At 63.4% G+C, this 21,600-nt stretch carries 16 protein-coding genes, 1 tRNA gene and 2 pseudogenes; 5 read left to right on the forward strand and 14 right to left on the reverse strand.

Annotated elements, in window-relative coordinates; genetic code table 11:
- Positions 1-22 precede the first annotated feature (22 nt).
- The 5 genes from ACVILI_RS13815 to ACVILI_RS13835 all read right to left on the reverse strand — a co-directional run bounded on the left by ACVILI_RS13815 (position 23) and on the right by ACVILI_RS13835 (position 3,679).
- A complete protein-coding gene (locus ACVILI_RS13815; RefSeq protein ID WP_141700918.1) occupies positions 23-529 on the reverse strand; it encodes a hypothetical protein in 507 nt (168 codons plus the stop codon).
- A 562-nt stretch (positions 530-1,091) separates the two neighbouring features.
- The gene (locus ACVILI_RS13820) at positions 1,092-1,739 is read right to left on the reverse strand and encodes a DUF6064 family protein (RefSeq protein ID WP_064983552.1); all 648 of its coding nucleotides are present in this window, start codon (positions 1,737-1,739) and stop codon (positions 1,092-1,094) included.
- 33 nt (positions 1,740-1,772) lie between these two features.
- Positions 1,773-2,225 carry a pyridoxamine 5'-phosphate oxidase family protein gene (locus tag ACVILI_RS13825; RefSeq protein ID WP_019857079.1) on the reverse strand — a complete coding sequence of 151 codons (453 nt, stop codon included), beginning with the start codon at positions 2,223-2,225 and terminating at the stop codon, positions 1,773-1,775.
- 417 nt (positions 2,226-2,642) lie between these two features.
- A tRNA-Pro gene (locus tag ACVILI_RS13830) sits at positions 2,643-2,719 on the reverse strand.
- A 75-nt stretch (positions 2,720-2,794) separates the two neighbouring features.
- A complete protein-coding gene (locus ACVILI_RS13835; RefSeq protein WP_038645507.1) occupies positions 2,795-3,679 on the reverse strand; it encodes an NmrA/HSCARG family protein in 885 nt (294 codons plus the stop codon).
- A gap of 101 nt (positions 3,680-3,780) precedes the next feature.
- Here ACVILI_RS13835 and ACVILI_RS13840 point away from each other — a divergent pair, with 101 nt between their 5' ends.
- Together ACVILI_RS13840 and ACVILI_RS13845 are read left to right on the forward strand one after the other, a co-directional pair.
- Positions 3,781-4,680 (forward strand): LysR family transcriptional regulator, encoded by a 900-nt coding sequence (locus ACVILI_RS13840; RefSeq protein WP_038645510.1) that lies wholly within the window; start codon positions 3,781-3,783, stop codon positions 4,678-4,680.
- A 41-nt stretch (positions 4,681-4,721) separates the two neighbouring features.
- Positions 4,722-6,962 carry a mannose-1-phosphate guanylyltransferase/mannose-6-phosphate isomerase gene (locus ACVILI_RS13845; protein WP_038645512.1) on the forward strand — a complete coding sequence of 747 codons (2,241 nt, stop codon included), beginning with the start codon at positions 4,722-4,724 and terminating at the stop codon, positions 6,960-6,962.
- Positions 6,963-6,969: 7 nt separating this feature from the next.
- Here ACVILI_RS13845 and betB read toward each other — a convergent pair.
- The 5 genes and pseudogenes from betB to betI all read right to left on the reverse strand — a co-directional run bounded on the left by betB (position 6,970) and on the right by betI (position 13,275).
- Positions 6,970-8,434 (reverse strand): annotated as a pseudogene (gene betB, locus ACVILI_RS13850) (betaine-aldehyde dehydrogenase).
- Positions 8,435-8,511: 77 nt separating this feature from the next.
- Complete coding sequence (gene betA / locus ACVILI_RS13855) at positions 8,512-10,164, reverse strand: choline dehydrogenase (protein ID WP_038645516.1); 1,653 nt, start codon at positions 10,162-10,164, stop codon at positions 8,512-8,514.
- The gene (locus ACVILI_RS13860) at positions 10,157-11,158 is read right to left on the reverse strand and encodes a threonine/serine dehydratase (protein ID WP_084791748.1); all 1,002 of its coding nucleotides are present in this window, start codon (positions 11,156-11,158) and stop codon (positions 10,157-10,159) included. Before ACVILI_RS13860 ends, betA begins: the two co-directional genes overlap by 8 nt.
- A pseudogene (gene betC / locus ACVILI_RS13865) lies at positions 11,158-12,655 on the reverse strand (choline-sulfatase). The gene ACVILI_RS13860 and the pseudogene betC overlap by 1 nt, the downstream one beginning before the upstream one ends.
- Before the next feature lie 29 nt (positions 12,656-12,684).
- Positions 12,685-13,275: a choline-binding transcriptional repressor BetI gene (gene betI / locus ACVILI_RS13870; protein ID WP_019857087.1), complete on the reverse strand. Its 591-nt coding sequence runs from the start codon at positions 13,273-13,275 to the stop codon at positions 12,685-12,687.
- A gap of 200 nt (positions 13,276-13,475) precedes the next feature.
- Here betI and ACVILI_RS13875 point away from each other — a divergent pair, with 200 nt between their 5' ends.
- Positions 13,476-14,642 (forward strand): acetyl-CoA acetyltransferase, encoded by a 1,167-nt coding sequence (locus ACVILI_RS13875; protein WP_457102467.1) that lies wholly within the window; start codon positions 13,476-13,478, stop codon positions 14,640-14,642.
- Positions 14,643-14,671: 29 nt separating this feature from the next.
- On the forward strand, positions 14,672-15,676 hold the full coding sequence (locus ACVILI_RS13880; protein ID WP_038645523.1) for an asparaginase: 1,005 nt from the start codon (positions 14,672-14,674) through the stop codon (positions 15,674-15,676).
- On the opposite strand, the gene ACVILI_RS13885 is transcribed toward ACVILI_RS13880, so the two are convergent.
- Positions 15,669-17,045, reverse strand: a complete 1,377-nt coding sequence (locus ACVILI_RS13885; protein ID WP_038645525.1) for a TIGR03808 family TAT-translocated repetitive protein — start codon at positions 17,043-17,045, stop codon at positions 15,669-15,671. The two genes, ACVILI_RS13880 and ACVILI_RS13885, sit on opposite strands and share 8 nt — an antisense overlap.
- 108 nt (positions 17,046-17,153) lie before the next feature.
- Here ACVILI_RS13885 and greA point away from each other — a divergent pair, with 108 nt between their 5' ends.
- Complete coding sequence (gene greA / locus ACVILI_RS13890; protein ID WP_038645527.1) at positions 17,154-17,627, forward strand: transcription elongation factor GreA; 474 nt, start codon at positions 17,154-17,156, stop codon at positions 17,625-17,627.
- A gap of 16 nt (positions 17,628-17,643) precedes the next feature.
- Here greA and ACVILI_RS13895 read toward each other — a convergent pair whose 3' ends face one another.
- Genes ACVILI_RS13895 through ACVILI_RS13905 form a run of 3 tightly spaced genes read right to left on the reverse strand, consistent with a single transcriptional unit; the run spans position 17,644 to position 21,496 of the window.
- Positions 17,644-17,898, reverse strand: coding sequence for a hypothetical protein (locus tag ACVILI_RS13895; RefSeq protein WP_240564685.1), 255 nt, complete (start codon positions 17,896-17,898; stop codon positions 17,644-17,646).
- 38 nt (positions 17,899-17,936) lie between these two features.
- Positions 17,937-20,057, reverse strand: coding sequence for a methylmalonyl-CoA mutase (scpA, locus tag ACVILI_RS13900; protein WP_038645529.1), 2,121 nt, complete (start codon positions 20,055-20,057; stop codon positions 17,937-17,939).
- The gene (locus ACVILI_RS13905) at positions 20,054-21,496 is read right to left on the reverse strand and encodes a methylmalonyl-CoA mutase subunit beta (RefSeq protein ID WP_027046642.1); all 1,443 of its coding nucleotides are present in this window, start codon (positions 21,494-21,496) and stop codon (positions 20,054-20,056) included. The genes scpA and ACVILI_RS13905 overlap by 4 nt, the downstream gene beginning before the upstream one ends.
- Positions 21,497-21,600: the final 104 nt, after the last annotated feature.

Consider the following 21,600-nt stretch of genomic DNA (forward strand, 5'->3'; position numbering starts at 1 on the left):
CCGAGTGGACGAAGCGTATGGGCTAAGGCTGGGAAGGGGCCGCCTCTCGCTGACGGTACTTGCAAAGGACGAAATGGCTCGATGCATCGGACGCGCTAGCGTCGGGCAGCACGACGATCTGTGCCCAAAAATCGCAATACCTGGCTATCGCTTCCGGCACCTCTTTGGTGGTGACGCCGGAGATGGTGGCGATGTCGCCGTCTCTGCAGTTGGTCTTCCCGGAAAGCAGGGCTGCGGCTGCCATGATCTGGCATGACCGCTCATCGTCCGCCCGAGAGGGCGCGCAATGGCAGGCAAATGCAAATACCGCTGCTGCGAAAACCAGTCTTTTCATATTGGCTCCGATGTCACCGGCGTTCTGGCATTCCTCAGAAAAACATGCAGCGCAGCTAATATAAAAGCAATTGCAGGGCCATTTCTCGATCTTGCCAAGCGATGGAACATTAGGCTTGCCTAATAGTTCTCCCTTGCAGGAGACACCATCGCTTGGGGTCTCCTGAAGATCAGTCGGGAACGGCTGGTCGGCCAACGCTCCTCCACCACAGGCGCGGGCTTTTCCAGGCAACGGAGAAAGATCATGAACAATATCATTTGGCTCGTCGGAGCGGTGGTCATCGTCATAGCGATATTGAGCTTCTTCGGCCTGCGATAAGCGCGACGTCAGCTATGTCCATCGACCCTCCGTCGCCGAAGCGGACAATGCGAAAGCGCCGCGGGCTATCGGCAGAAGAGCAAAACGATGGCAAGGAGGTTATTGTCCCTTTTCCACCTGAAGACAGGAGGTTTCGCGTCTGGTTCTTGTCCAGTGAAACAGGCATCAGCGCGGACCAAGCCAGCGAACTCGTAGACAGGATCGAGGCAAATGGCGCGGCGTTGTTGAATGCCGCGCGGCGAATGAAAATTCATTCCCGATGACCGACAGACTGCAGCGGCCTAATGCGTCGGCGTTTTCAACAACCCCACCTGCCGCAATGCGTTGGCGATAACCGGAGGGCGCTGCTCCGGGCTTCCTTGGTTGCCGCCATGTGTTGTTCACAGCGGCAGTTTTGTTCCCGCTCGGCTCGCGCGCTAGGCGGCGAAGCTTTCACTCATCACGATTGTGGGTATCGCAGCCAGTCGGAAGTGAGACTGACGCTTAGAATAAGGCCCGCTATTGCGAGGCCGAAATCTTCGCGGACTTGAAGCATCAGCGCCGCACCGGTGCCTATCAAGGCCCAGATGACAGGGATCACCGACAGCGGCACCACAGATCGACCTCTAAGCAGCAACAGCAAGCCGATCGTGAAGATCGTGCTTGGACACGGCGCCACTCCGAACAACGGTCCGTTCATCAGGCCATGGCCGGCCGCTATCCCAAGAATTTCGTAGACGAGCGACGAATATAGGATCAGCGCCAAGCCGGCAATTGATTGCCAGCCCGATCGAAGCTCGAATCTGAGTTCTGGAGGACCGATGACGGCATACATAGCGAAGAGAGCGGCCTGGGCAATGAACAGCCCGGCAAATACTTTTGCCACCGGATTGACCGGCGAAAAGAACAGCAACTGATAAGCCACCCCATTCCATGCCCACAGAAATGACAGGACAGCGAAAACGATCCTTTCGCGGGCAGGAGAACGACCGCTCAATATCGCACCGACGGCAAACGCGCCCAAGGCATAGGCGACAATCTGGGTCGGCCAGATCGCCCTGTTGTAAGCGGTGAAGACTGCAAAGAACTGTTCGACACCGAATGGCATGTTCATGTCCAAACTGTGCAGGAAGGCGTTGCGTCAGTAGGCGACAAGGTCCGTGTGTCCAAAGCCCTTGGTGTAGTCGAGCACCGAAACGATCGTCGGCATCACCCGAAATATCCGAACCTCATCCGGGCCTGGCATCTTCATCGGCAAGGGCGGGGCGTCCGGGTATTTCAACGGCAACATGCTGAGAACCTTCTCCGCTTCGGCACGGTCCAGCACGGGTTCGGCGTGGGCTGCCATCGACAGGCCAGTGATCGCCATCAGATCGGCGGTGTCATGGTCAATCGTGAGGGAAAGCCGGTTGTCCCTCGCCAGATTCTTGGCCTTTTGACTCTCAAGACCGCACAGGAAATAGAGGGTCAAGCCATCGTTCACATATCCCACGGTGGTGGCCTGGGGCCAGCCGTCAGGCCGTAAAGTGGCAACCGTCATGATACGGTGCGTGCTCAACAGATTGAGAATTGTGTCTCTGATTTTCTGATCCATGGTCGATCCCCAAAACAGCAGGACGTGGCCATGGTAGTGCAAACGGGGATCAGCCAGCTTTGATGCGGGTCAAATAGACCCAGCGCGGCAGATGAGCTTGCGGCACCAAACTGCCCCGCAACCTATCATGCGTCAGCACGGTATTGGCTGTAAGGCCGGGCGGTGGCGGCGATGACGTTGACCCAATCGGCAGCTCCGCATCGCAATGGAAGTGATGGATCTCACGGCGTGGATACTGGCGATTCGGACACGCGTCCCATCGAGCACGATCGTGTCGCCGTCCAGAACGATCGGCACACCGCAGAGCAGCATTGCAGAGAGCAGGAAGGAAATAGGGTTACGCTCCCGCTGGGCGCGAAACGCGATCCCAACCTGTGGGGTATCGGGAGAAACAGATATTTAAGTATCTGTTTTTTCTGGTCGGAGTGGCAGGATTTGAACCTGCGACCCCCTCGTCCCGAACGAGGTGCGCTACCAGGCTGCGCTACACTCCGTGACCAGACGGCGGGCTTATAGCCGCCACACTTCATTCCTGCAAGCGGCAATGGCAGCGCTTCTGTCGCATTTCATCAGCTTTCGCTGCGCAGGCCGCTGGCGCTCCAGTCGAACGCGCGCGCCCAGTCGGCAAAACCGTGCCACCGCACCTCGGGAAATTGCCTGCGCAAGGCAGCGATATCGACGTCGTAACCCACGCGATCGAACCATTCGAACATCAGTGCCGCGTCCTCGCTCTGCTGGCGGGCTGCAGCGATCGGGATCTCCTGATAGCGGATCGGACGGCCGATGGCTTTGGTCAGGATTTTTGCCTGCTCCTCGCCGGACAATTCGTCCCCGGCGAAGTCATAGCGCTTGCCGAACACCTGTTCCCGCCGCTCTGCGAGCGCGGCGACGAAGGCGCCGATATCCGCCAGCGCAACCAGTTGGAGGGCACGCTTCGGCGGCATGGCGAAGGCAAGAGTGCCTTGGCTGAGCGCACCGGTCGACCATGGTGCGACGGCGTTCTCCATGAAGGCGACCGGCGCGCTGATCGTATGCGGAATGCCAAGCTGCCTGACATGTTGTTCGACCAGATACTTGCTTTCGAAATGCGGAATTCCGGTCTGCTTGTCGGCGTCGGCGACGGATGAATAGATCAGGTGTCCGATGCCGGCGGCCTTCGCTGCATTGGCGGCTAGGATCCCCTGACGGGTCTCCTCCTCAAGTCCGGCCTCGTAGCTGTTACCCATCAGGAACATGGTGTCGACGTCTTTTGCGGCCCGCACGATGGAGGCTGCGTCGGCAAGATCGCCGGCCACGACCTCGGCACCCGCCGCGACCAGTTGCCGTGCGGCATCGCTGTCGGGCTTGCGCGTCAGAGCCTTGACGCGATGGCCCCTGGACAGCAGGGCGCGCGCAACGGCGCCGCCTTGCTGGCCTGTGGCGCCGGTCACAAGAATGCTTCGTTTGCTGGTCATCTCATTTGCTCCTTGTCGGTTTGTCAGGAGCAAAATTAGGTTCTATCTCATTGATGCGTAATTGCCTATAATTGGGAAATGTTGTCTCGATAATGAATACAATGGTCGATCTCAACGATGTCTTCGTATTTGCCCGCGTCGTCGAAGCCGGCAGCTTCACCGCTGCAGCTCGCCTGCTGGCCATGCCCAAGACAACCGTCAGCCGCCGTGTCGCCGCGCTCGAGCGTGAGGTCGGTGTGCGGCTGCTGCAGCGCACCACACGCAGCCTCAACCTGACGGATGCCGGGCGTCTCTACTATGAGCAAAGCAGCCAGGGGCTGCGGACGATCGAGGAGGCGAACCTGCGTCTTGCGGAGGCGAGGGCGGAGCCTTTGGGCACGATCCGCATTTCGGCCCCGGTTGGTTTTGGCGGTCACTTCCTCATCCGCGCCGTGGTCGACTTTCTGACCCTGTACCCGAAGACCAATGTCGAGCTGCGCCTCACCGACGACAAGCTCAACCTGATCGAAGACGGCATCGACCTCGCCTTCCGCACCGGAAGGCTTGAGGATTCGACGCTCATCGCTCGCAAGCTGGGTTCCACGCACAGGCTGCTCTGCGCCAGCCATGACTATCTCGCACGCTACGGGATGCCGGAAGGCCCGGCCGATCTTGCCCGCCATCGATGCGTCATCGCGGGCCCGTCGGTCTCAGGCGCTCATTGGGTGCTGGATGGACCACAGGGCCAGGAAACTGTCGTGGTCGCCGGGCGATTCGCCGCCAATGAGATGCAGGCGGTGGTGGCGGCCGCGCTCGCGGGTTTCGGCATCGCCCAATTGCCCCAGCCGATGGCCGACGGGCTGATCAACGAGGGGCGGTTGCGGCGCGTTCTCGACGGCTACACGACGCCGGCCGGCGGCCTGCACGTTCTCTTTCCCAGCAGCCGGCACCTTTCACCCCTGGTTAAGGCCTTCATCGACCTGGCGGTCGAGCGGATTTCCAATCGGGCGAACACGGCTTAAGCATGTCTGCTACCTCCGACCCACTTCTCAGCGAGACCCCAATGAGTCAGCGCATCGTCAGTTTTGTCATGAGCGGCGGCGTCGGCTCGCGGCTCTGGCCATTGTCGCGCGAGGACAATCCGAAGCAGTTTCACGATTTTTCGGGTGATGGCTCCATGCTGGCCAAGACCTTGCGCCGCCTGGCGGCAAGGCCCGACGGTCAAACTCCGATCTTCCTGATCGCTTCGGAGCGCCACGCCGACCGCGTCCATGCCGATCTCGCCGGCCTCGATCTTGCCGGCGGCGGTCCGCTGTTCGAGCCCACAGGGCGCAACACCGCCGCGGCGGTGGCCCTTGCAACGCTGCGCACCTTGTCCGAATTCGGCGACAGCCTGGTGCTGGTGGTGCCGTCGGATCACGAAATATCGACGGCAGGGCAATTCTGGCAGAGCGTCGAGGCAGGCGCCGAGGCGGCGCGCGCCGGCCGGCTCGTTGTGTTCGGCATCAAGCCGACGCAGCCCGAAACCGGCTATGGCTATATCGAGGTCTCCGCCGAGAAGGGGGGGGTATCAGACGTTTCGCGCTTCGTCGAAAAGCCGGACCTGGCGACCGCGCAGGGTTATCTCGAAGCCGGAAACTTCTATTGGAACACCGGCATCTTCCTGTTTCGCGCCGCTGCCATGCGCGACGCTTTCGCTGTGTTCCAGCCGGACATCTGGCAGGCGACCGAAGCCGCTTACAAGGCAGCGACATCGGATCTGTCCGGCCTCTATATGCCGCTCGAGCTCTACGCGGCCATCCCGTCCAATTCGATCGACTATGCCATCATGGAGCGGGCGCGGGACATCGCTATGGTGCCCGCCGGTTTCCGCTGGAACGATCTCGGCTCCTGGCAGTCGCTGCTCGATGTCGGCCCTGCCGACGACCAGGGCAATGTCATTGTCGGCGATGTCGTCGCCATCGATTGCGAAAACTCCTACATCCGCAGCGAAGGGCGCCTCTTGTCGGCGATCGGCATGAAGGACGTCGCCATCGTTTCGACGGCCGATGCCACTTTCGTCGCCCCGGTCAGCCACAGCCAGCATGTCAAGAAGGTGGTCGAGCAGCTCGAGAAATCGGGCCGGCTGGAAACCCGGTTCACCCCGGCGCACAATCGCGTCATCGAAAGCGGCGCCTGGCGGCGGCGCGTGCACCACTGGCTGTTCCAGGAAACCTTGCCGCTGTGGTCGACATCGGGCGTCGACGAGCGCCATGGCGGCTTCCATGAAGCGCTTGGCTTCGACGGCTCCCCGCTGATGAAGCCGAAGCGCATGCGCACGCAGGCCCGTCAGGTCTATGCCTTTGCGGTTGCCAAGGAGCGCGGCTGGACTGGCCCGGCCGAGCGTCTGATCGCGCATGGCATCGACTTCATGGCAGGGAAGGGCCGCACCGAACGCGGTGGTTGGGTGCGCACGCTGAACGTCGACGGCGCTGTCGCCGACGCCACGGAAGACGCCTACGATCATTCCTGCGTGCTCTTGGCGCTGGCGCATGCGCATATGTCGGGCAATCCCGATGCCTTGCGGCTCGGTCAGGAAACCTTCGCCTTCCTCGACGCACATCTCGAGGACAGCCGCATGACCGGCTTCCTCGAGACATCGGACGGAGAGGGTGCGCGGCGCTCAAACCCACACATGCATTTGCTGGAGGCCTTCCTCGCCTGGTATCAGGCGACCGGCGAGCGCGCCCATCTGCGCCGCGCGGCTCGCATCATCGACCTCTTCCGCAGCCATTTCTTCGACGCCGAGAGCTGGACGCTCGGCGAATATTTCGATGCCGAATGGAAACCGGCCGCCGGCGAAAAAGGGGGCTGGACCGAGCCAGGCCATCATTTCGAATGGGCTTCGCTCCTGGTCGATTTCGCCGAACGCAGCGGCCAGGCCGAACTGAGCGGCTTCGCCAGGAAACTTTACGCTTCGGCCATCGCCAACGGCCTCAACCGGGCCACCGGCCTTGCCTATGGCGCCGTGTCCAGGCAGGGCCTGCCGCTCGACCTGATCTCGCGCAGCTGGCCGCAGGCCGAAGCCATCAAGGCGGCGATCGCGTTGGACGGCTCAGGTGGTCCCGACCTGAAGCCCGAGATCGAAGCCCGTGTCGGCCGGCTTTTCCGCTGGCACATCGACCCGGCGCCGCTGGGCCTCTGGATCGATCGCGTCGACGAACGCGGCCGTTCGCTGGCGGCCGACGTGCCGGCCAGCATCTTCTATCATCTGGTCTCCGCCCTGACGCAGTATCTGGATGGGACGGCGAAGAAGGCGGTCTAGGTTCGGCTCAATAAGGGCTCGCCACGTCCCCAGTCTCGACATAAATCGACTTCAGCTGCGAATAGAGAGCCAGCGCCGCCAGCGAATTCTCGCGGCCGATACCGGACTGCTTGAAGCCGCCGAAGGGGATTTCCACCGGCGTCAGATTATAGGCATTGATCCAGCAGGTGCCGGCCTGCAGCTCGGCGATAACGCGGTGGGCGCGCGGCAGGTCGCGGGTAAAGACACCGGCGGCGAGGCCGAATTCGGTGTCGTTGGCGCGGTCAATCACCTCGTCCTCGCCGTCGAATTTCAGCACGCTCATGACAGGTCCGAAAATCTCCTCGCGGGCGATGCGCATCGTGTCGGTGACACCGGTGAACACCGTCGGTTCGACGAAGAAGCCGCCCTGGAAACCCTGCAGCGAAGGCACGTTGCCACCACAGGCCAGAACAGCGCCACCCTGCTTGCCGACCGCGATATAGCCGACGACCTTTTCATGCTGTGCCTTGGAGACCAGCGGTCCCATCTGCGTTTCGGGATCGAGCGGGTCGCCGATGCGGATTTTCTTCGTCCGCTCGACCAGCCGCTCGACGAAGCGGTCATGAATGCCGCTCTGCACGAAGACCCGCGTGCCGTTAGAGCAGATCTGGCCGGTGGAGTAAAAATTGCCGAGCATGGCGCCGCCAATGGCGTTTTCGATGTCGGCATCGTCGAAGACGATCAGCGGCGACTTGCCGCCCAGCTCCATCGTCGCGTGCTTCATCTTCGAACCGGCAAGCGACAGCACCTTGCGCCCGGTCGGCACCGAGCCGGTGACCGAAACCTTGGCGACGACATCGTGGCCGACAAGGCCCGCGCCAACATCGCCATAGCCCTGCACGACGTTGAACAGCCCGTCGGGCAGGCCGGCCTCGCTGTAGATTTCGGCCAGCGCCAGCGCTGACAGGGGCGTGTTTTCCGACGGCTTGAACACCATGGCGTTGCCCATGGCCAGCGCCGGTGCGGATTTCCAGCCGGCGATCTGGATCGGATAGTTCCAGGCGCCGATGCCGGCGCAGACGCCAAGCGCCTCGCGCCGCGTGTAGGCGAAGGGCCCGCCAAGGTCGACGGCCTCGCCATTATAGGCGGCGACCGCGCCGCCGAAATATTCAAGGCAGTCCGCGGCCGATGGTGCGTCCGCCACCAGCGTTTCCTGGATCGCCTTGCCGGTGTCGAGCGTCTCGATGCGGGCGAGATCGGCATTGCGGGCACGCAGAATGTCGGCGGCCCGGCGCAGGATGCGTCCGCGCTCGACCGGCTTCAGCCGCGCCCAGGCCCGGCTGCGCGGCCCGCGCGGCCTCGACGGCGAGTTCCAGCACATTCGGCGTCGCCGAACGCAGCATGGCGATGGTCTCGCCTGTGGCCGGATAGATGACCGGCAACGGCGCCCCTTGCTCGTCGTCGATGTAGCGTCCGTTGACATAGTGCGATGCCGTGGGCTGGGCGCGCATGGGTAGTCTCCGAATGTCTGCGCCCCAAAGGGACGGCTCAATCTAGGGACGGCTCAATCTGACAGGTGGATCATGCTCTATCTGTCCGACACCTGCCAGCGCGGATTGATCCATGGCTCCTGATTGGACGGCGCCAGCGGCGTGCGGCCAAGAATATGGTCGGACGCCTTCTCGCCGGTCATGATCGACGGCGCATTGAGATTGCCGTTGGTGACACGCGGGAAGATCGAGGAATCGGCGACGCGCAGCCCGTCGACGCCGATGACCCGGCATTCCGGATCGACAACAATCATCACATCGTCGGCGCGGCCCATCTTGCAGGTGCCGCAGGGGTGGTAGGCGCTCTCGGCATGGTCGCGGATGAAGACGTCGAGATCATCGTCCGACTGCACATGGCTGCCCGGCGAGATTTCCTGGCCGCGAAAAGCGTCGAACGCCGACTGGCCGAAGATTTCGCGGGTCAGCCGGATGCAGTGGCGGAACTCGGTCCAGTCGTCCGGATGCGACATGTAGTTGAAGCGGATCACCGGCTTCGCTTTCGGATCCGGCGAGCGCAGCGTCACCGCGCCGCGCGACTTCGACCGCATCGGCCCGACATGGGCCTGGAAGCCGTGCGACTTCGCCGCCGCCTTGCCGTCATAGCGCACTGCCGCCGGGATGAAGTGGTACTGGATGTCTGGATAATCGACGCCGGCGCGCGAGCGCACGAAGGCGGCGGCCTCGAAATGGTTGGTGGCGCCGAGTCCGGACTTGAAGAACAGCCACTGTGCTCCGATCAGTGCCTTGGAGAACGGGTTCAGCACGGAATTCAGCGTGATCGGCTTGGTCGATTCCTGCTGGATATAAAGCTCCATATGGTCCTGAAGATTGCGGCCGACACCGGGGCGGTCGGCGACCACGGCAATGCCGTTTTCGCGCAAATGCTCGGCCGGTCCGATGCCGGACAGCATCAGGATTTTGGGCGAATTGATCGACGACGCGGCGACGATCACCTCACGTCGCGCCTTAACGACCTGAATCTGTTTGTGAGCCTCGATCTCGACGCCGATGGCGCGTTGATTCTCGATGATCACCCGACGGGCAAAGCCCTTGACCAGACTCACGTTTTTCCGCTTGAGCGCCGGCTTCAGATAGGCTGACGCAGCCGACCAGCGGCGGCCACCGCTTATGGTCTGCTCCATCGGCCCGAAACCTTCCTGCTTGGAGCCGTTGTAGTCGTCGGTCAGCTCGAACCCGGCCTGACGGCCGGCTTCGACGAAGGCGCCGTAGAGTGGATTTTTACGCGAACCGCGCTGCACATGCAGCGGCCCGCCATGTCCGCGCCAACCGTCCTCGCCGCCGTCATTGTCCTCCATGCGCTTGAAGTAGGGGAGCACGTCGGCGAAGCCCCAACCCGTTGCACCCTCTTCGGCCCAATGATCGAAGTCGCGGGCATGGCCGCGCACATAGACCATGCCGTTGATCGAGGACGAGCCACCGATCACCTTGCCACGCGGCGTCGCAAGGACGCGGCCGCCGAGATGCGGTTCCGGCTCGCTGGCGAAACCCCAGTCGTAGAGGCTCATATTGAGCGGGATCGACAGCGCCGACGGCATCTGGATCAGCGGCCCGATATCGCTGCCGCCGTATTCGATGACGATGACCGAATGCTTGCCGTCTTCCGACAGGCGATAGGCCATGGCCGAGCCGGCCGAGCCGGAGCCGATGATAACGAAATCCGCTTCAAGCATGGTTCATATGCGCCATAAAATCGGCGAACGAGACATTGCCGCCGGTTGCCACAACAAGGACGGTCTTACCCGCCACGTCCACCTTGCCGCCGAGCAGCGCCGCCAGCGACGCAGCCCCGGACGGCTCCAGCACCAGCTTCATCCGCTCGAAGGCGATCCGCATGGCACGCCGCACCGATTGATCGTCGACGGTGATGCCGCGAACACCTGCGGTTTTGACCGCCGCGAACGGCGCGTCGCCCGGCCGTCGCGACATCAGCCCGTCGCAGATCGACTTCGGGCCTATCGGCATGGTCTCGATGCTGCCATGCGCCAGCGACGAGCCCATGCCATCAAAACCTTCGGGCTCGACGCCGATGATCTCTGTCGCCGGCGACAGATAGTGGAAGGCGAGCGAAACGCCGCCGATCAGCCCGCCGCCGCCGACCGAGCAGAACAACAGATCGGCGCTGGCGTCCTTGGCCTCAAGCTGGTCGAGCGCTTCAAGGCCGGCGCCAGCCTGGCCAGCGACGATCTCCGGATCGTCGAAGGGATGCAGCAGGGCCAGCCCTTCCGTTTCCGCGATCTCGCGCGCCTTGGCGGCGGCGACCTCTTCGCGCGCGCGCTCGCCGTGATCGGTCAGCACCACGCGCGCGCCATAGCCCGCCGTCGCGTCACGCTTGGCGGCCGGCGCATCGATCGGCATGACGATGGTGACGGGAATGCCGAGCGCCTGGCCGGCGGCCGCCAGGCCTTGCGCGAAGTTGCCGGAGGAATAGGCGACGACGCCGTTCCTCGCCTCGTCGGCCGACAGCCGCTTCAGCCGCCAATAGGCGCCCCGTATCTTGAAGGATCCGGCCCATTGCAGCGATTCCGGCTTGACGAAGACACGGGCAGCACCGGTCTCCCTGGCGAGTGCGGTCGATTCCAGCAGCGGCGTGATCTGCGTCGCCCTGGAGGTGACGGCATAGGCCTGCTTGAGATGGGCCAGCGAAGGGACGAGAAGGTCTGTCATCATTCGCCTCGCGGAAAGCGTTTTTGCTCTTCGAGCACGTTGAGATCCATGTGGTTGCGCATGTAGCGTTCCGAGGCCTTCTGCAGCGGCTGGAACTCCCAGGGGGTAGTGCGTGCCGTTGCGCAGCGCCGGGTAGACCACCCAGCGCCGCGCCTGGCTGGCGCGCACTGCGGCATCGAAAGCTGCCATGTCCCAGCGTGCGCGCAGCTTTTCCAGGAAAGCCGTCACCAGATCGGCATGTGCCGGATCGGCGGCAAGATTGCTCAATTCATGCGGGTCGGCTTCGATATCATAGAGTTGCGGCGGATCGATCTCGCAATGGACGAACTTGTAGCGGCCTTCGCGGATCGCCACCAACGGTGCGTTGGAGCCCTCGGCGGCGTATTCCATCAGCACCGGCGCGGTGCGCGGCTTGCCATTCAGCAGCGGCAGCAGCGACTGGCCGTCGGTCCATGGCGCGATCGCACTCATGTCGATGCCGGCGAGATCGCACAGCGTCGGCGTCACGTCGAGATTGGAGACCGGCGCCTCGATCAGGCCGGCGGAAATGTCCTTGCCGGCGATCATCAGCGGCACCCGCGCCGAGCCCTCGAAGAAGCACATCTTGAACCACAGGCCGCGCTCGCCGAGCATGTCGCCATGGTCTGAGCAGAACAGGATGATCGTGTCGTCGAGCATGCGCGTGCGTTCCAGCACCGACAGGAGTTCGCCGACCTTGTCGTCGAGATAGGAGATGTTGGCGAAATAGCCGCGCCGCGAGCGGCGGATTTGTTCTACCGTGATGTCGAAACTGTCGTAGTCGGACGCCTTGTAGAGCCGCTGCGAATGCGGGTCCTGGCTGTCATAGGGGATGAAACCCACTTCGGGTTCCAGCGCCGGGCAATCCCCATAGAGATCCCAGTACTGCCGCCGCGCCACATAGGGATCGTGCGGATGGGTGAAGGAAACCGTCAGGCACCAGGGCCGGTGCGCCGCATCGTCGGAGATGCGCGCGAAATCGTAGAGTTTTTGCACCGCGTGGAAGGCGACTTCGTCGTCGTATTCCATCTGGTTCGAGATTTCGGCGACGCCGGCGCCGGTCACCGAGCCCAGATTGTGATACCACCAGTCGATGCGCTCGCCGGGCTTGCGGTAGTCCGGCGTCCAGCCGAAATCGGCGGGATAGATGTCGGTGGTCAGCCGCTCCTCGAAGCCGTGCAACTGGTCCGGTCCGACGAAATGCATCTTGCCCGACAGCACGGTGTGATAGCCGTCGGCGCGCAGATGATGGGCAAAGGTCGGGATCGACGAGGCGAATTCGGCGGCGTTGTCATAGACCTCGGTGCGCGACGGCAGCTGGCCGCTCATGAACGAGGCGCGGCCTGGCGCGCAGAGCGGCGAGGCGGTGTAATTGTTCCTGAAACGTGCCGACCGCGCCGCGAGCGCTTTGAGGTTTGGCGCATGCAGAAAATCCGCGGGCCCATCGGGGAAAAAGGTCCCGTTGAGCTGATCGACCATGACGATCAGGAAATTGGGTCGCTTCGCTGTCACTGTTTTTGCCGCTCGCCGAGTTTGGTTTCGAGATAGTCCTCGACCAGCGCGATCGCGGTCGCGGCGTTGGGCACGCCATCCTTCAGCGCACGCCTGATGTAGAGCCCGTCGATCATCGCCGCTGTCGCTTCGGCGGCGCGGTCGGCCTCGGCCCTGGGCAGGATGCCGGTCAGCCCGCTCATCAGGTTCGAATGCAGCCGCCGCGCATAGATCTTGAGCAATCGGCGCAACGCCGATGATTTCTGCGCCTCGACGTAGAAGGCAAGCCAGGCGGCGATGGTTTCGGCCTGGAACTGGATGTCGGAGAAGTTGACGGCGACCACGGCGGAAACGCGTTCGCGCGGGGACCTGGCGGATTGCAGGGCGCGGCGCATGTCGATGGCCAGTTCGGCGAGGATGTGCCGCATCGTCGCGAACAGCAATTCGTCCTTGGCGCCGAAATAGTGATGGGCAAGGGCCGAGGACACACCGGCGCGCCCGGCGATCTCGGACATGGTCACGTCAAGCGAGCCGCGCTCGCCGATCGCCGAGATCGTCGCGTCGATGAGTGCCTTGCGGCGCAGTGGCTCCATTCCGACTTTTGGCATGCTGTTTCCGATTTTTGCGCGGAGATTATTTTTTATTGACGGGTCAATCAACAAAAAATCGACGTGAGCGCGACCTGTACCAAGCGATTGTCCTGTTCCGGCCCTTCACGGTCTGGGCGAGAATGTTTATCTTTGAACAATAAAGGCGAAGTGCGCCATGAGCCCGGTATGCTAGGCTGGCGCCAAGGATGGAGACCGCCATGACCGCATGCATCGTTGGCTGGGCGCATTCGCGCTTCGGCAAGCTTGAGGGCGAGACGCTCGAAAACCTCATCGTCAAGGTCGCGAGGGATGCGCTCGACCATGCCGGCATCGGTCCGGACGAGGTCGACGAGATCGTGCTTGGCCATTTCAACGCCGGCTTCTCGGCGCAGGATTTCACCGCGAGCCTGGTGCTTCAGGCCGACGACCGGCTGCGCTTCAAGCCGGCAACGCGAGTCGAGAATGCTTGCGCGACGGGATCGGCGGCGGTCCGGCAAGGCATCCGTGCAATCGACGCCAACGCTGCCCGCATCGTGCTGGTGGTCGGCGCCGAGCAGATGACAACGACGCCCGGACCCGAGATCGGCAAGAACCTGCTGAAAGCGTCCTATCTGCCTGAAGACGGCGAGACACCCGCTGGCTTCGCCGGTGTCTTCGGCAAGATCGCACAGGCCTATTTCCAGCGTTATGGCGACCAGTCCGATGCGCTCGCCATGATCGCCGCCAAGAACCACAAGAACGGCGTCGACAATCCCTATGCGCAGATGCGCAAGGATTTCGGCTATGATTTCTGCCGGCAGGAGAGCGAGAAGAACCCCTTCGTCGCCGGTCCTCTCAAGCGCACCGACTGCTCACTGGTTTCAGACGGCGCCGCCGCCCTTATCCTTGCCGACACGGCAACCGCGCTGAAGATGCGCCGCGCCGTCGCCTTCCGCGCCAACGAGCATGTGCAGGATTTCCTGCCGATGTCGAAGCGCGATATCCTGGCTTTCGAGGGCTGCGAGCAGGCCTGGACCCGCGCGCTGAAGAACGCCGGCGTGACGCTCAACGACCTGTCTTTTGTCGAGACGCATGACTGCTTCACCATTGCCGAACTGATCGAATACGAGGCGATGGGCCTGGCCAAGCCCGGCGAGGGCGCGAAGCTGGCGCTTGATGGCACGACGGCCAAGGACGGCCGCCTGCCGGTCAATCCCTCCGGCGGGCTGAAGGCCAAGGGCCACCCGATCGGCGCCACCGGTGTCTCCATGCATGTCTTGACCGCCATGCAGCTTGTCGGCGAAGCCGGCGGCATCCAGGTGCCGGGTGCGAAGCTTGGCGGCATCTTCAACATGGGTGGCGCCGCGGTCGCCAACTACGTTTCCATTCTCGACCGGATCAGGTAAACCGCCCCCCAACATTCGTTGGAGGTGGCATGGCAAATCCGGTTCTGATCGAGGTTCTGCGCGGCGCGATCGTCGAGAGCGCGCATCGCGGGGCTGTCGCGGTCTTCGATGCCGACGGCAAACCGGTCCTGGAGATAGGCGACACCTCGAAGCCGGTGTTCCCGCGCTCGGCGGTCAAGGCAATCCAGGCCTTGCCGCTGGTGGAAACCGGTGCTGCCGACGCCTATGGCTTCGGCAACCGTGAGCTGGCGCTGGCCTGCGCCTCCCATTCGGGCGAACCGGAGCATGTCGAACTGGCGCGGTCCATGCTGGCCAGGGCCGGGCTCGACGGGTCCGCGCTCGAATGCGGCGCACACTGGCCCTCGAACCATGCCGCCGAGATCGCACTCGCGCGTGCCGGCAGTTCTCCGAATGCGCTGCACAACAACTGTTCAGGAAAACATTCCGGCTTTCTCTGCACCTGCGTGCATTCCGGCATTGCGCACAGTGGCTACGTCAAGGCGGGGCACGCACTGCAAGAGATGGTGCGCGACGCGATGCAGTCGGTCACAGGTGTTGTCCATGGTGCCGATGAGCGGGCGACCGACGGCTGCTCGATCCCGACCTATGCGGTGCCGCTCAGGAGCTTCGCGCTCGGCTTTGCCCGCATGGCCACGACAAATGGTTTCGGCCCCGAGCGGGCCAAGGCGGCAAAGCGGTTGCTGGCGGCCTGCATGGCAGAACCGTTCTTTGTCGCCGGCACCGGCCGCGAAGACGTCGCGCTGATGGAAGCAGCACCTGGGCGGATCTTTGCGAAAGGCGGCGCCGAAGGTGTCCATTGTGCCGCAATTCCGGAGCTTGGCCTCGGTATCGCGCTCAAATGCGATGATGGCGCCCACCGCGCCAGTGAAGCCATGGTCGCCGCCGTCCTCGCCAAGCTGCTGCGTGCGGACGAGGGCCTGGCGGCGAGGCTCATTGAACTGGCAAACGCGCCGATCCAAAGCCGGATCGGAGCCAAGGTAGGCGCGTTGAGGCCGACTGCCGCCCTCAACTGACGCGGTTGCGCTCAACGGTCAAATGCGCAAAACCGCTGCTGCTTAACTGGGTCAGGTCGGCTGTTACCGGCTCGGCCCAGCGCTGGCCGATGACGGCGCCGTTCACCGCGCCGTCGATGACGTTGTCGGAGATGACGGCCGTGCCCGCACCCTCGACCACGCTGACGACGATGCCTGTGCCGGCCTTTCGGATGATGTTGCCGGTGGCCACGACATTGCGCAGATACGGTCCCCAGCCGATCGACATGCCGTAGAGCGGCGCGTTCTCGATGACGTTGTTGGAAGCGATGGTGTCTGCCTCGACGCCGATGCCGACGCCGAAGCCGGGCGGATCGGCTGTGTAGGGGCCGCTGGTCGACAGATTGCGCACGATGTTGCCGGAGCAGACACCCATGCGGCCGCCTTCGTTGAAGTTGACGATCGAGATGCCGTTGGCCGCGCCATCGACGATGTTGTTGCTGATGACCGCACCCTCGAACGAAAATTCGGAATAGACCGCGGTCTCGCCCGAGCGCGAACAGGTATTGCCGGAAATCTGCAGATTGCTGGAGCTGTTGGCGCGGATCGCCGAAAAAGCGCAATCCGAGACGACATTGCCCGAAATGATGACGTTGCCGGCGCGGAAGGCGTTGATGCCATTGCCGTTCTGGCCGGTCCCGCCGCTGCGCGCGCCGATGCGTTCGACACGGTTGCCGGTCACCATCGTGCCGTCTTCGGCCGCCTGCCAGCGATGCACGAGGATGCCGCCATTGGCGCAGTCGGAGACCGTGTTGCCTGATATCGTCAGTCCGGCGGCCTCGACCGAATAGATGCCGGCGTCCGCCGCGCCCGATATGTCGGAGCGTTCGATGCGGCCTGTCGCATGTTCCAGCGCCAGCCCGTTCTTGCCGCTGCCGGTTATCTGGCAATTGTCGACGACGAGATGGCCGACCCGGCGCAGATCGAGCAGCCCTTGCGTATAGTCGCCCATCGAGCGGTTCGAACCGTCGAAGACCAGCCCGCTCAGTTCGATATGGTCGGCCTGTTCGGCCATGAAGAGATGGCCGTCGCCGCCATAGACGATCCGCGTCGCGCCCGGCACGCCGGAAAGGCGCACGCGGCCGGGCAGCGAGAGATTGGACACCACATAGGTGCCCGCCGGCAGGAACACCGGCATGTCCCGGCTGTTCGCGTCGCGCAGCAGCTTGGCGAAAGCCTTGCTCTGGTCGTCGAACGTGCCGGGCTGTACGCCGAGCTCGGTGGCATTGATGGAACCGCGCATCGAGGCTTTTTCGATACCGGTCAGGCCGGCGGCCGCCGCTTTGCCGAGCGCAAGGCCCACAACGGCAAAGCCGGCGGTTCCGGTTAGCAGCGTTCGTCTGTTCAACATCGGCACAGAATCCCCGCGTTCAACCTGACGTCGCAGGAATCGTGCCAAACGTTCCGTTCCTTTTCACAATGACTTGTCGAGCAGCCGCTCGAGGCCTAGGTTCAGGCAATGAGCAGAGCTTTTACCCGCGAAGAAGACAGCGAGAATGCCATTGCCGGCGTCGGCGAGCGGCCGATCAGCACGCACCGCAACCTTGTGACGGAACGCGGCCTGGCGCAGATCGAGGAGAATCTGGCCGATCTGCGCGACGTTCTGGCGAAAGCCGAGAGGAAGGCAGACCGCGAGCGCATCGCGGTGGTGTCACGCGATCTGCGCTACTGGACGGCGCGGCGCGAAAACGCCGAACTGTCCGTGCCGGAGCCCGGCAGCGACGTCGTCCGCTTCGGCATGGGGGTCACGCTGGAAGCCGATGATGGCAAGAAGGTGCATTGGAAGATCGTCGGCGAGGACGAGGCCGATCCCACCAAGGGCAGCATTTCGCATGTTTCGCCGATGGCCGTCGCCCTGTTCGGCAAGAAGGTCGGCGACGTGGCCGCGGTCAACGGCAAGGAATGGGAAATCGTCAAGCTCTCGGACAGCTGACGCCAGTTGGGTTTCCCTATTTGGCCAGCCCTTGCAATGCGACCTCATACTTGTCCATGACATCACGAGCAGCGCGCATCTGCCGTCCGACGTCGTTGCTCTCTACCGGTCTTAGAATGACGCCGTCATCGGTTTCGATGATCTGAAGTTGATCGCCACTTGCAGCTTCAGGGCGTGGAGCATTTCCCGTGGCAAGATCAAGGCGCCTGATCCGTCGTCGAGCTTGTGGATGAGAGTCTTCATTGCCGTTGCCCGTGGTTGCGTCTGTCATTTTGGCACAACCTTTTCCAGCAATACAGAATGTTTTGCTCAGCCCGCCAGCAGCCGGTCCATCAGCCGGTCCGCCGCTTCCGGAATAACCGTGCCCGGCGGGAAGATTTCCGCCGCGCCGGCTTGCAGCACGGCCTCGTAGTCCTGCGGCGGGATGACGCCGCCGGCCACGATCAGCATGTCGCCGTGGCCGAGCTTTTTCAGCGCGTCGCGCAATTCGGGGATCAGCGTCAGGTGTCCCGCCGCCAGCGATGAGGCGCCGATGATATGGACGTCATGCTGGACCGCCAGTTTGGCGATCTCTTCCGGCGTCTGGAACATCGCGCCGACGGTGACGTCGAAGCCGAGATCGGCGAAGGCGGTGGCGATCACCTTTTGCCCACGGTCGTGGCCATCCTGTCCCATCTTGGCAACGAGGATGCGCGGCTTGCCGCCGTTCTTCTTCTCGAAAGCGCTAATCTTGTCCTGCAGCCCGTCGACCACGGGGCTGTCGCCAAGCGCCTTGCGATAGACGCCGGAAATGGTCTGCACCGTAGCGACGTGGCGGCCAAAGGCCCGTTCCAGCGCGAACGAGATCTCGCCGACGGTCGCATTCGCACGCGCGGCGCGGATGGCGAACTCCAGAAGGTTCTCATTGCCTTGCGCGGCGCGCGTCAGCGCATCGAGCGCGCTTTCCACCGCAGCGACATCGCGCGTGCCCTTCAGCCGTTGCAGCTTGGACAATTGCCGGGCCCTGACCTCGGCATTGTCAATCTTCAGTACGTCGACCTCGATGTCGGTCTCGGGGCGATGCGCATTGACGCCGACCAGCATCTGCTCGCCCGAATCGATGCGCGCCTGCGTGCGCGCCGCCGCTTCCTCGATGCGCAGCTTGGGAATGCCTTGTTCGGTCGCGGCGGCCATGCCGCCGAGAGCCTCGACTTCTTCGATATGGCTCAGCGCGCGCGCCGCGAGATCGTGGGTCAGCCGTTCGAGATAGGCCGAGCCGCCCCACGGGTCGATGATGCGCCTGGTGCCGGATTCCTTCTGCAGGATGAGCTGCGTGTTGCGGGCGATGCGCGCCGAATGATCGGTCGGCAGCGCCATCGCCTCGTCGAAGGAGTTGGTGTGCAGCGACTGGGTATGCCCCTGGGTCGCCGCCATCGCCTCGATCATGGTGCGGATGATGTTGTTATAAGGATCCTGCGCCGTCAGCGACCAGCCGGACGTCTGGCAATGGGTGCGCAGCGACAGCGAGCGTTCGTCCTTCGGCGCAAAATTCTTCTTCATCAGCGTCGCCCACAGCAGCCGCGCGGCCCGGAGCTTGGCCACTTCCATGAAGAAGTTCATGCCGATCGCCCAGAAGAAGGACAGGCGCGGCGCGAAGCGGTCGATGTCGAGGCCCGCCGCGACGCCGGCGCGGGCATATTCGATGCCGTCGGCGATCGTATAGGCGAGCTCCAGGTCGGCCGTCGCACCGGCTTCCTGCATGTGATAGCCGGAGATCGATATCGAATTGAACTTCGGCATGTTCTTCGAGGTGTAGGAGAAGATGTCCGACACGATCCGCATCGAGGGTTTTGGCGGGTAGATGTAGGTGTTGCGGACCATGAACTCCTTCAGAATGTCGTTCTGAATGGTGCCTGCCAGATCCTTCTGCGCGACGCCCTGTTCTTCCGCCGCGACGATGTAAAGCGCCATGATCGGCAGCACCGCGCCGTTCATCGTCATCGACACCGTCATGTCGCCGAGCGGAATGCCGTCGAAGAGCTGCCGCATGTCGAGGATGGAATCGATGGCGACACCCGCCATGCCGACATCGCCGGCTACGCGCGGGTGGTCGCTGTCGTAGCCGCGATGCGTGGCGAGATCGAAGGCGACCGACAATCCTTTCTGGCCGGCGGCAAGATTGCGCCGGTAAAAGGCGTTGGACTCCTCGGCCGTGGAGAAGCCGGCATATTGCCGGATCGTCCACGGCTGCTGGACATACATGGTCGGGTAGGGGCCGCGCACGAAGGGCGGCAAGCCTGGATAGGTGTCGAGATGCGGCAGACCCTTGAGGTCGCCCTGATTGTACAGATGCTTGACGACAAGCCCTTCCGGCGTCACCCGCTGGCCCTTGACCTCGACCGACGCGCGGCGCGGCGGCGCCCAGCCGACCTGACTGAAATCCGGGATCAAGAGGCAGCCTCGATGGATTGGTCGATGCGGGCCGGGAACAGCGCTTCGCACAGCACGACGCCTTCGGTGAAGGCAGGCCGCTGCTCCGCATCCAGCGTCTCGACCGGGCGTTCACCTTTCTGCGGATAGAGTGTGGTGCCGATGATGGCCCGCTCACCGGCCTTGAAGGCTGCGTCGCGCCGGGCGGCGGCGGCGCGAACGCGCTGTTGGATGTGTCCGTCCCGAAGGCTCGACAATACGCCTCCTTCGGCCTCGATCGCCTGCAGCTCCGCCCACGCGGCTTCGCAAAGGTCCGCCGTCAGCGCTTCGACCGCGCCGGACCCATAGGCGGGATCGGCGACATGATCGACATGGCTTTCATTGGCCATGATCAGCTGGGCGTTGCGCGCGACGCGGCGGGCAAAAGGCGCCGGCAGGCCGTGCGCGATCGTATGCGGCAGGATGGAGATCGAATCGGCTCCACCCGCCGCCGCGGCGAAGCAACTGATCGTCGTGCGCAGGATGTTGGTTTCGGGATCCAGCGCCGTCATCATGCGGAATGACGTTTCGGCATGGATGTTGGCCGTGGAGTTGGGGATCGAGCAGGTTTCCTGCACGCGTGCCCACAGCCTGCGCAGGGCCCGCACCTTGGCCATGGAGAGGAACTGGTCCTGGTCGACGCTGAGCGCGAAGCCGATATGCGGCGCGGCATAGACAAGCGGCTGCCGCGCCTTCTCGAACATTCTGAGATACGAGACCGCCGAAGCCAGCATGATGCCGAGTTCCTGCGCTTCCGTGGCGCCGGCATTGTGGAAAACGCGACCGTCCGCTTCCAGCAGCACACCGGGAACGCCCATCGAGAAGAAGTGCGCCAGCGACTGGGGCATCGATTCTTGCAGCGCTTCGATCGACATGCGCAGCCGGCCGGTGCCGGCAAGGATCGCCGCCGGGTCGATGCCGAAGGACAGGTTGAGCTTTGCCGGATCGGAGCGGCGCTTGCTCAGGAACGCCACCAGCCAGTCGGCCATCGGGCGGCTCCACGGGTGCGTGTCGATGCGAATCTGGATCCGATTGAGAGGCACGCCCTCCAGCACCGTTTCCAGCGCCTGAGCGGTTCTCGGCAGACCGTAGCCGAAAGCGTTCGGGGCGCCTTCGAAGACGAGCGACAGTCCTGTCGCACCCTGCGCGATATCGTCCAGAACCTGGGCCTTGGCGCGATCGACGTTGGGGTCGTCGACGCGTTGGCTGACGATCCAGGGCGATCGGGGGTTCGTGCGCACGAGCGGTTCGGCCCCGGTCGCGCGGTCATAAAGGGGCTCGATGCGGATGGCGTCGTCGGTGTGCGAAACCAGCTTTTCCTCGAAGGACGCGCCAGCCAGTGCCTTTTCCGCCAGGGCCAGCCATCGCTGGCGCTCGGCGCCAACTGGTTCAACATCCTTGGTCAAGGCTCCGGCGCCCATCCATCTTCCTCGTTCATATGGCCGCACCAGCCGGGCGGTTCACTCTACGGTTCCCGGTCGGTTATCGCAATGCGCATCCCGAGCCTGAATTGGATCCATCAGAT

The sequence above is a fragment of the Mesorhizobium sp. USDA 4775 genome (assembly GCF_054062655.1).

Excerpts from the sequence above, each read along its gene's own strand:
- ACVILI_RS13820 (WP_064983552.1), bottom strand. The coding sequence starts at position 1,739 with ATGCCATTCGGTGTCGAACAGTTCTTTGCAGTCTTCACCGCTTACAAC.
- ACVILI_RS13825 (WP_019857079.1), bottom strand. The coding sequence starts at position 2,225 with ATGGATCAGAAAATCAGAGACACAATTCTCAATCTGTTGAGCACGCAC.
- ACVILI_RS13835 (WP_038645507.1), bottom strand. The coding sequence starts at position 3,679 with ATGACCAGCAAACGAAGCATTCTTGTGACCGGCGCCACAGGCCAGCAA.
- ACVILI_RS13840 (WP_038645510.1), top strand. The coding sequence starts at position 3,781 with ATGGTCGATCTCAACGATGTCTTCGTATTTGCCCGCGTCGTCGAAGCC.
- ACVILI_RS13845 (WP_038645512.1), top strand. The coding sequence starts at position 4,722 with ATGAGTCAGCGCATCGTCAGTTTTGTCATGAGCGGCGGCGTCGGCTCG.
- betA (WP_038645516.1), bottom strand. The coding sequence starts at position 10,164 with ATGCTTGAAGCGGATTTCGTTATCATCGGCTCCGGCTCGGCCGGCTCG.
- ACVILI_RS13860 (WP_084791748.1), bottom strand. The coding sequence starts at position 11,158 with ATGACAGACCTTCTCGTCCCTTCGCTGGCCCATCTCAAGCAGGCCTAT.
- betI (WP_019857087.1), bottom strand. The coding sequence starts at position 13,275 with ATGCCAAAAGTCGGAATGGAGCCACTGCGCCGCAAGGCACTCATCGAC.
- ACVILI_RS13875 (WP_457102467.1), top strand. The coding sequence starts at position 13,476 with ATGACCGCATGCATCGTTGGCTGGGCGCATTCGCGCTTCGGCAAGCTT.
- ACVILI_RS13880 (WP_038645523.1), top strand. The coding sequence starts at position 14,672 with ATGGCAAATCCGGTTCTGATCGAGGTTCTGCGCGGCGCGATCGTCGAG.
- ACVILI_RS13885 (WP_038645525.1), bottom strand. The coding sequence starts at position 17,045 with ATGTTGAACAGACGAACGCTGCTAACCGGAACCGCCGGCTTTGCCGTT.
- greA (WP_038645527.1), top strand. The coding sequence starts at position 17,154 with ATGAGCAGAGCTTTTACCCGCGAAGAAGACAGCGAGAATGCCATTGCC.
- ACVILI_RS13895 (WP_240564685.1), bottom strand. The coding sequence starts at position 17,898 with ATGACAGACGCAACCACGGGCAACGGCAATGAAGACTCTCATCCACAA.
- ACVILI_RS13905 (WP_027046642.1), bottom strand. The coding sequence starts at position 21,496 with ATGGGCGCCGGAGCCTTGACCAAGGATGTTGAACCAGTTGGCGCCGAG.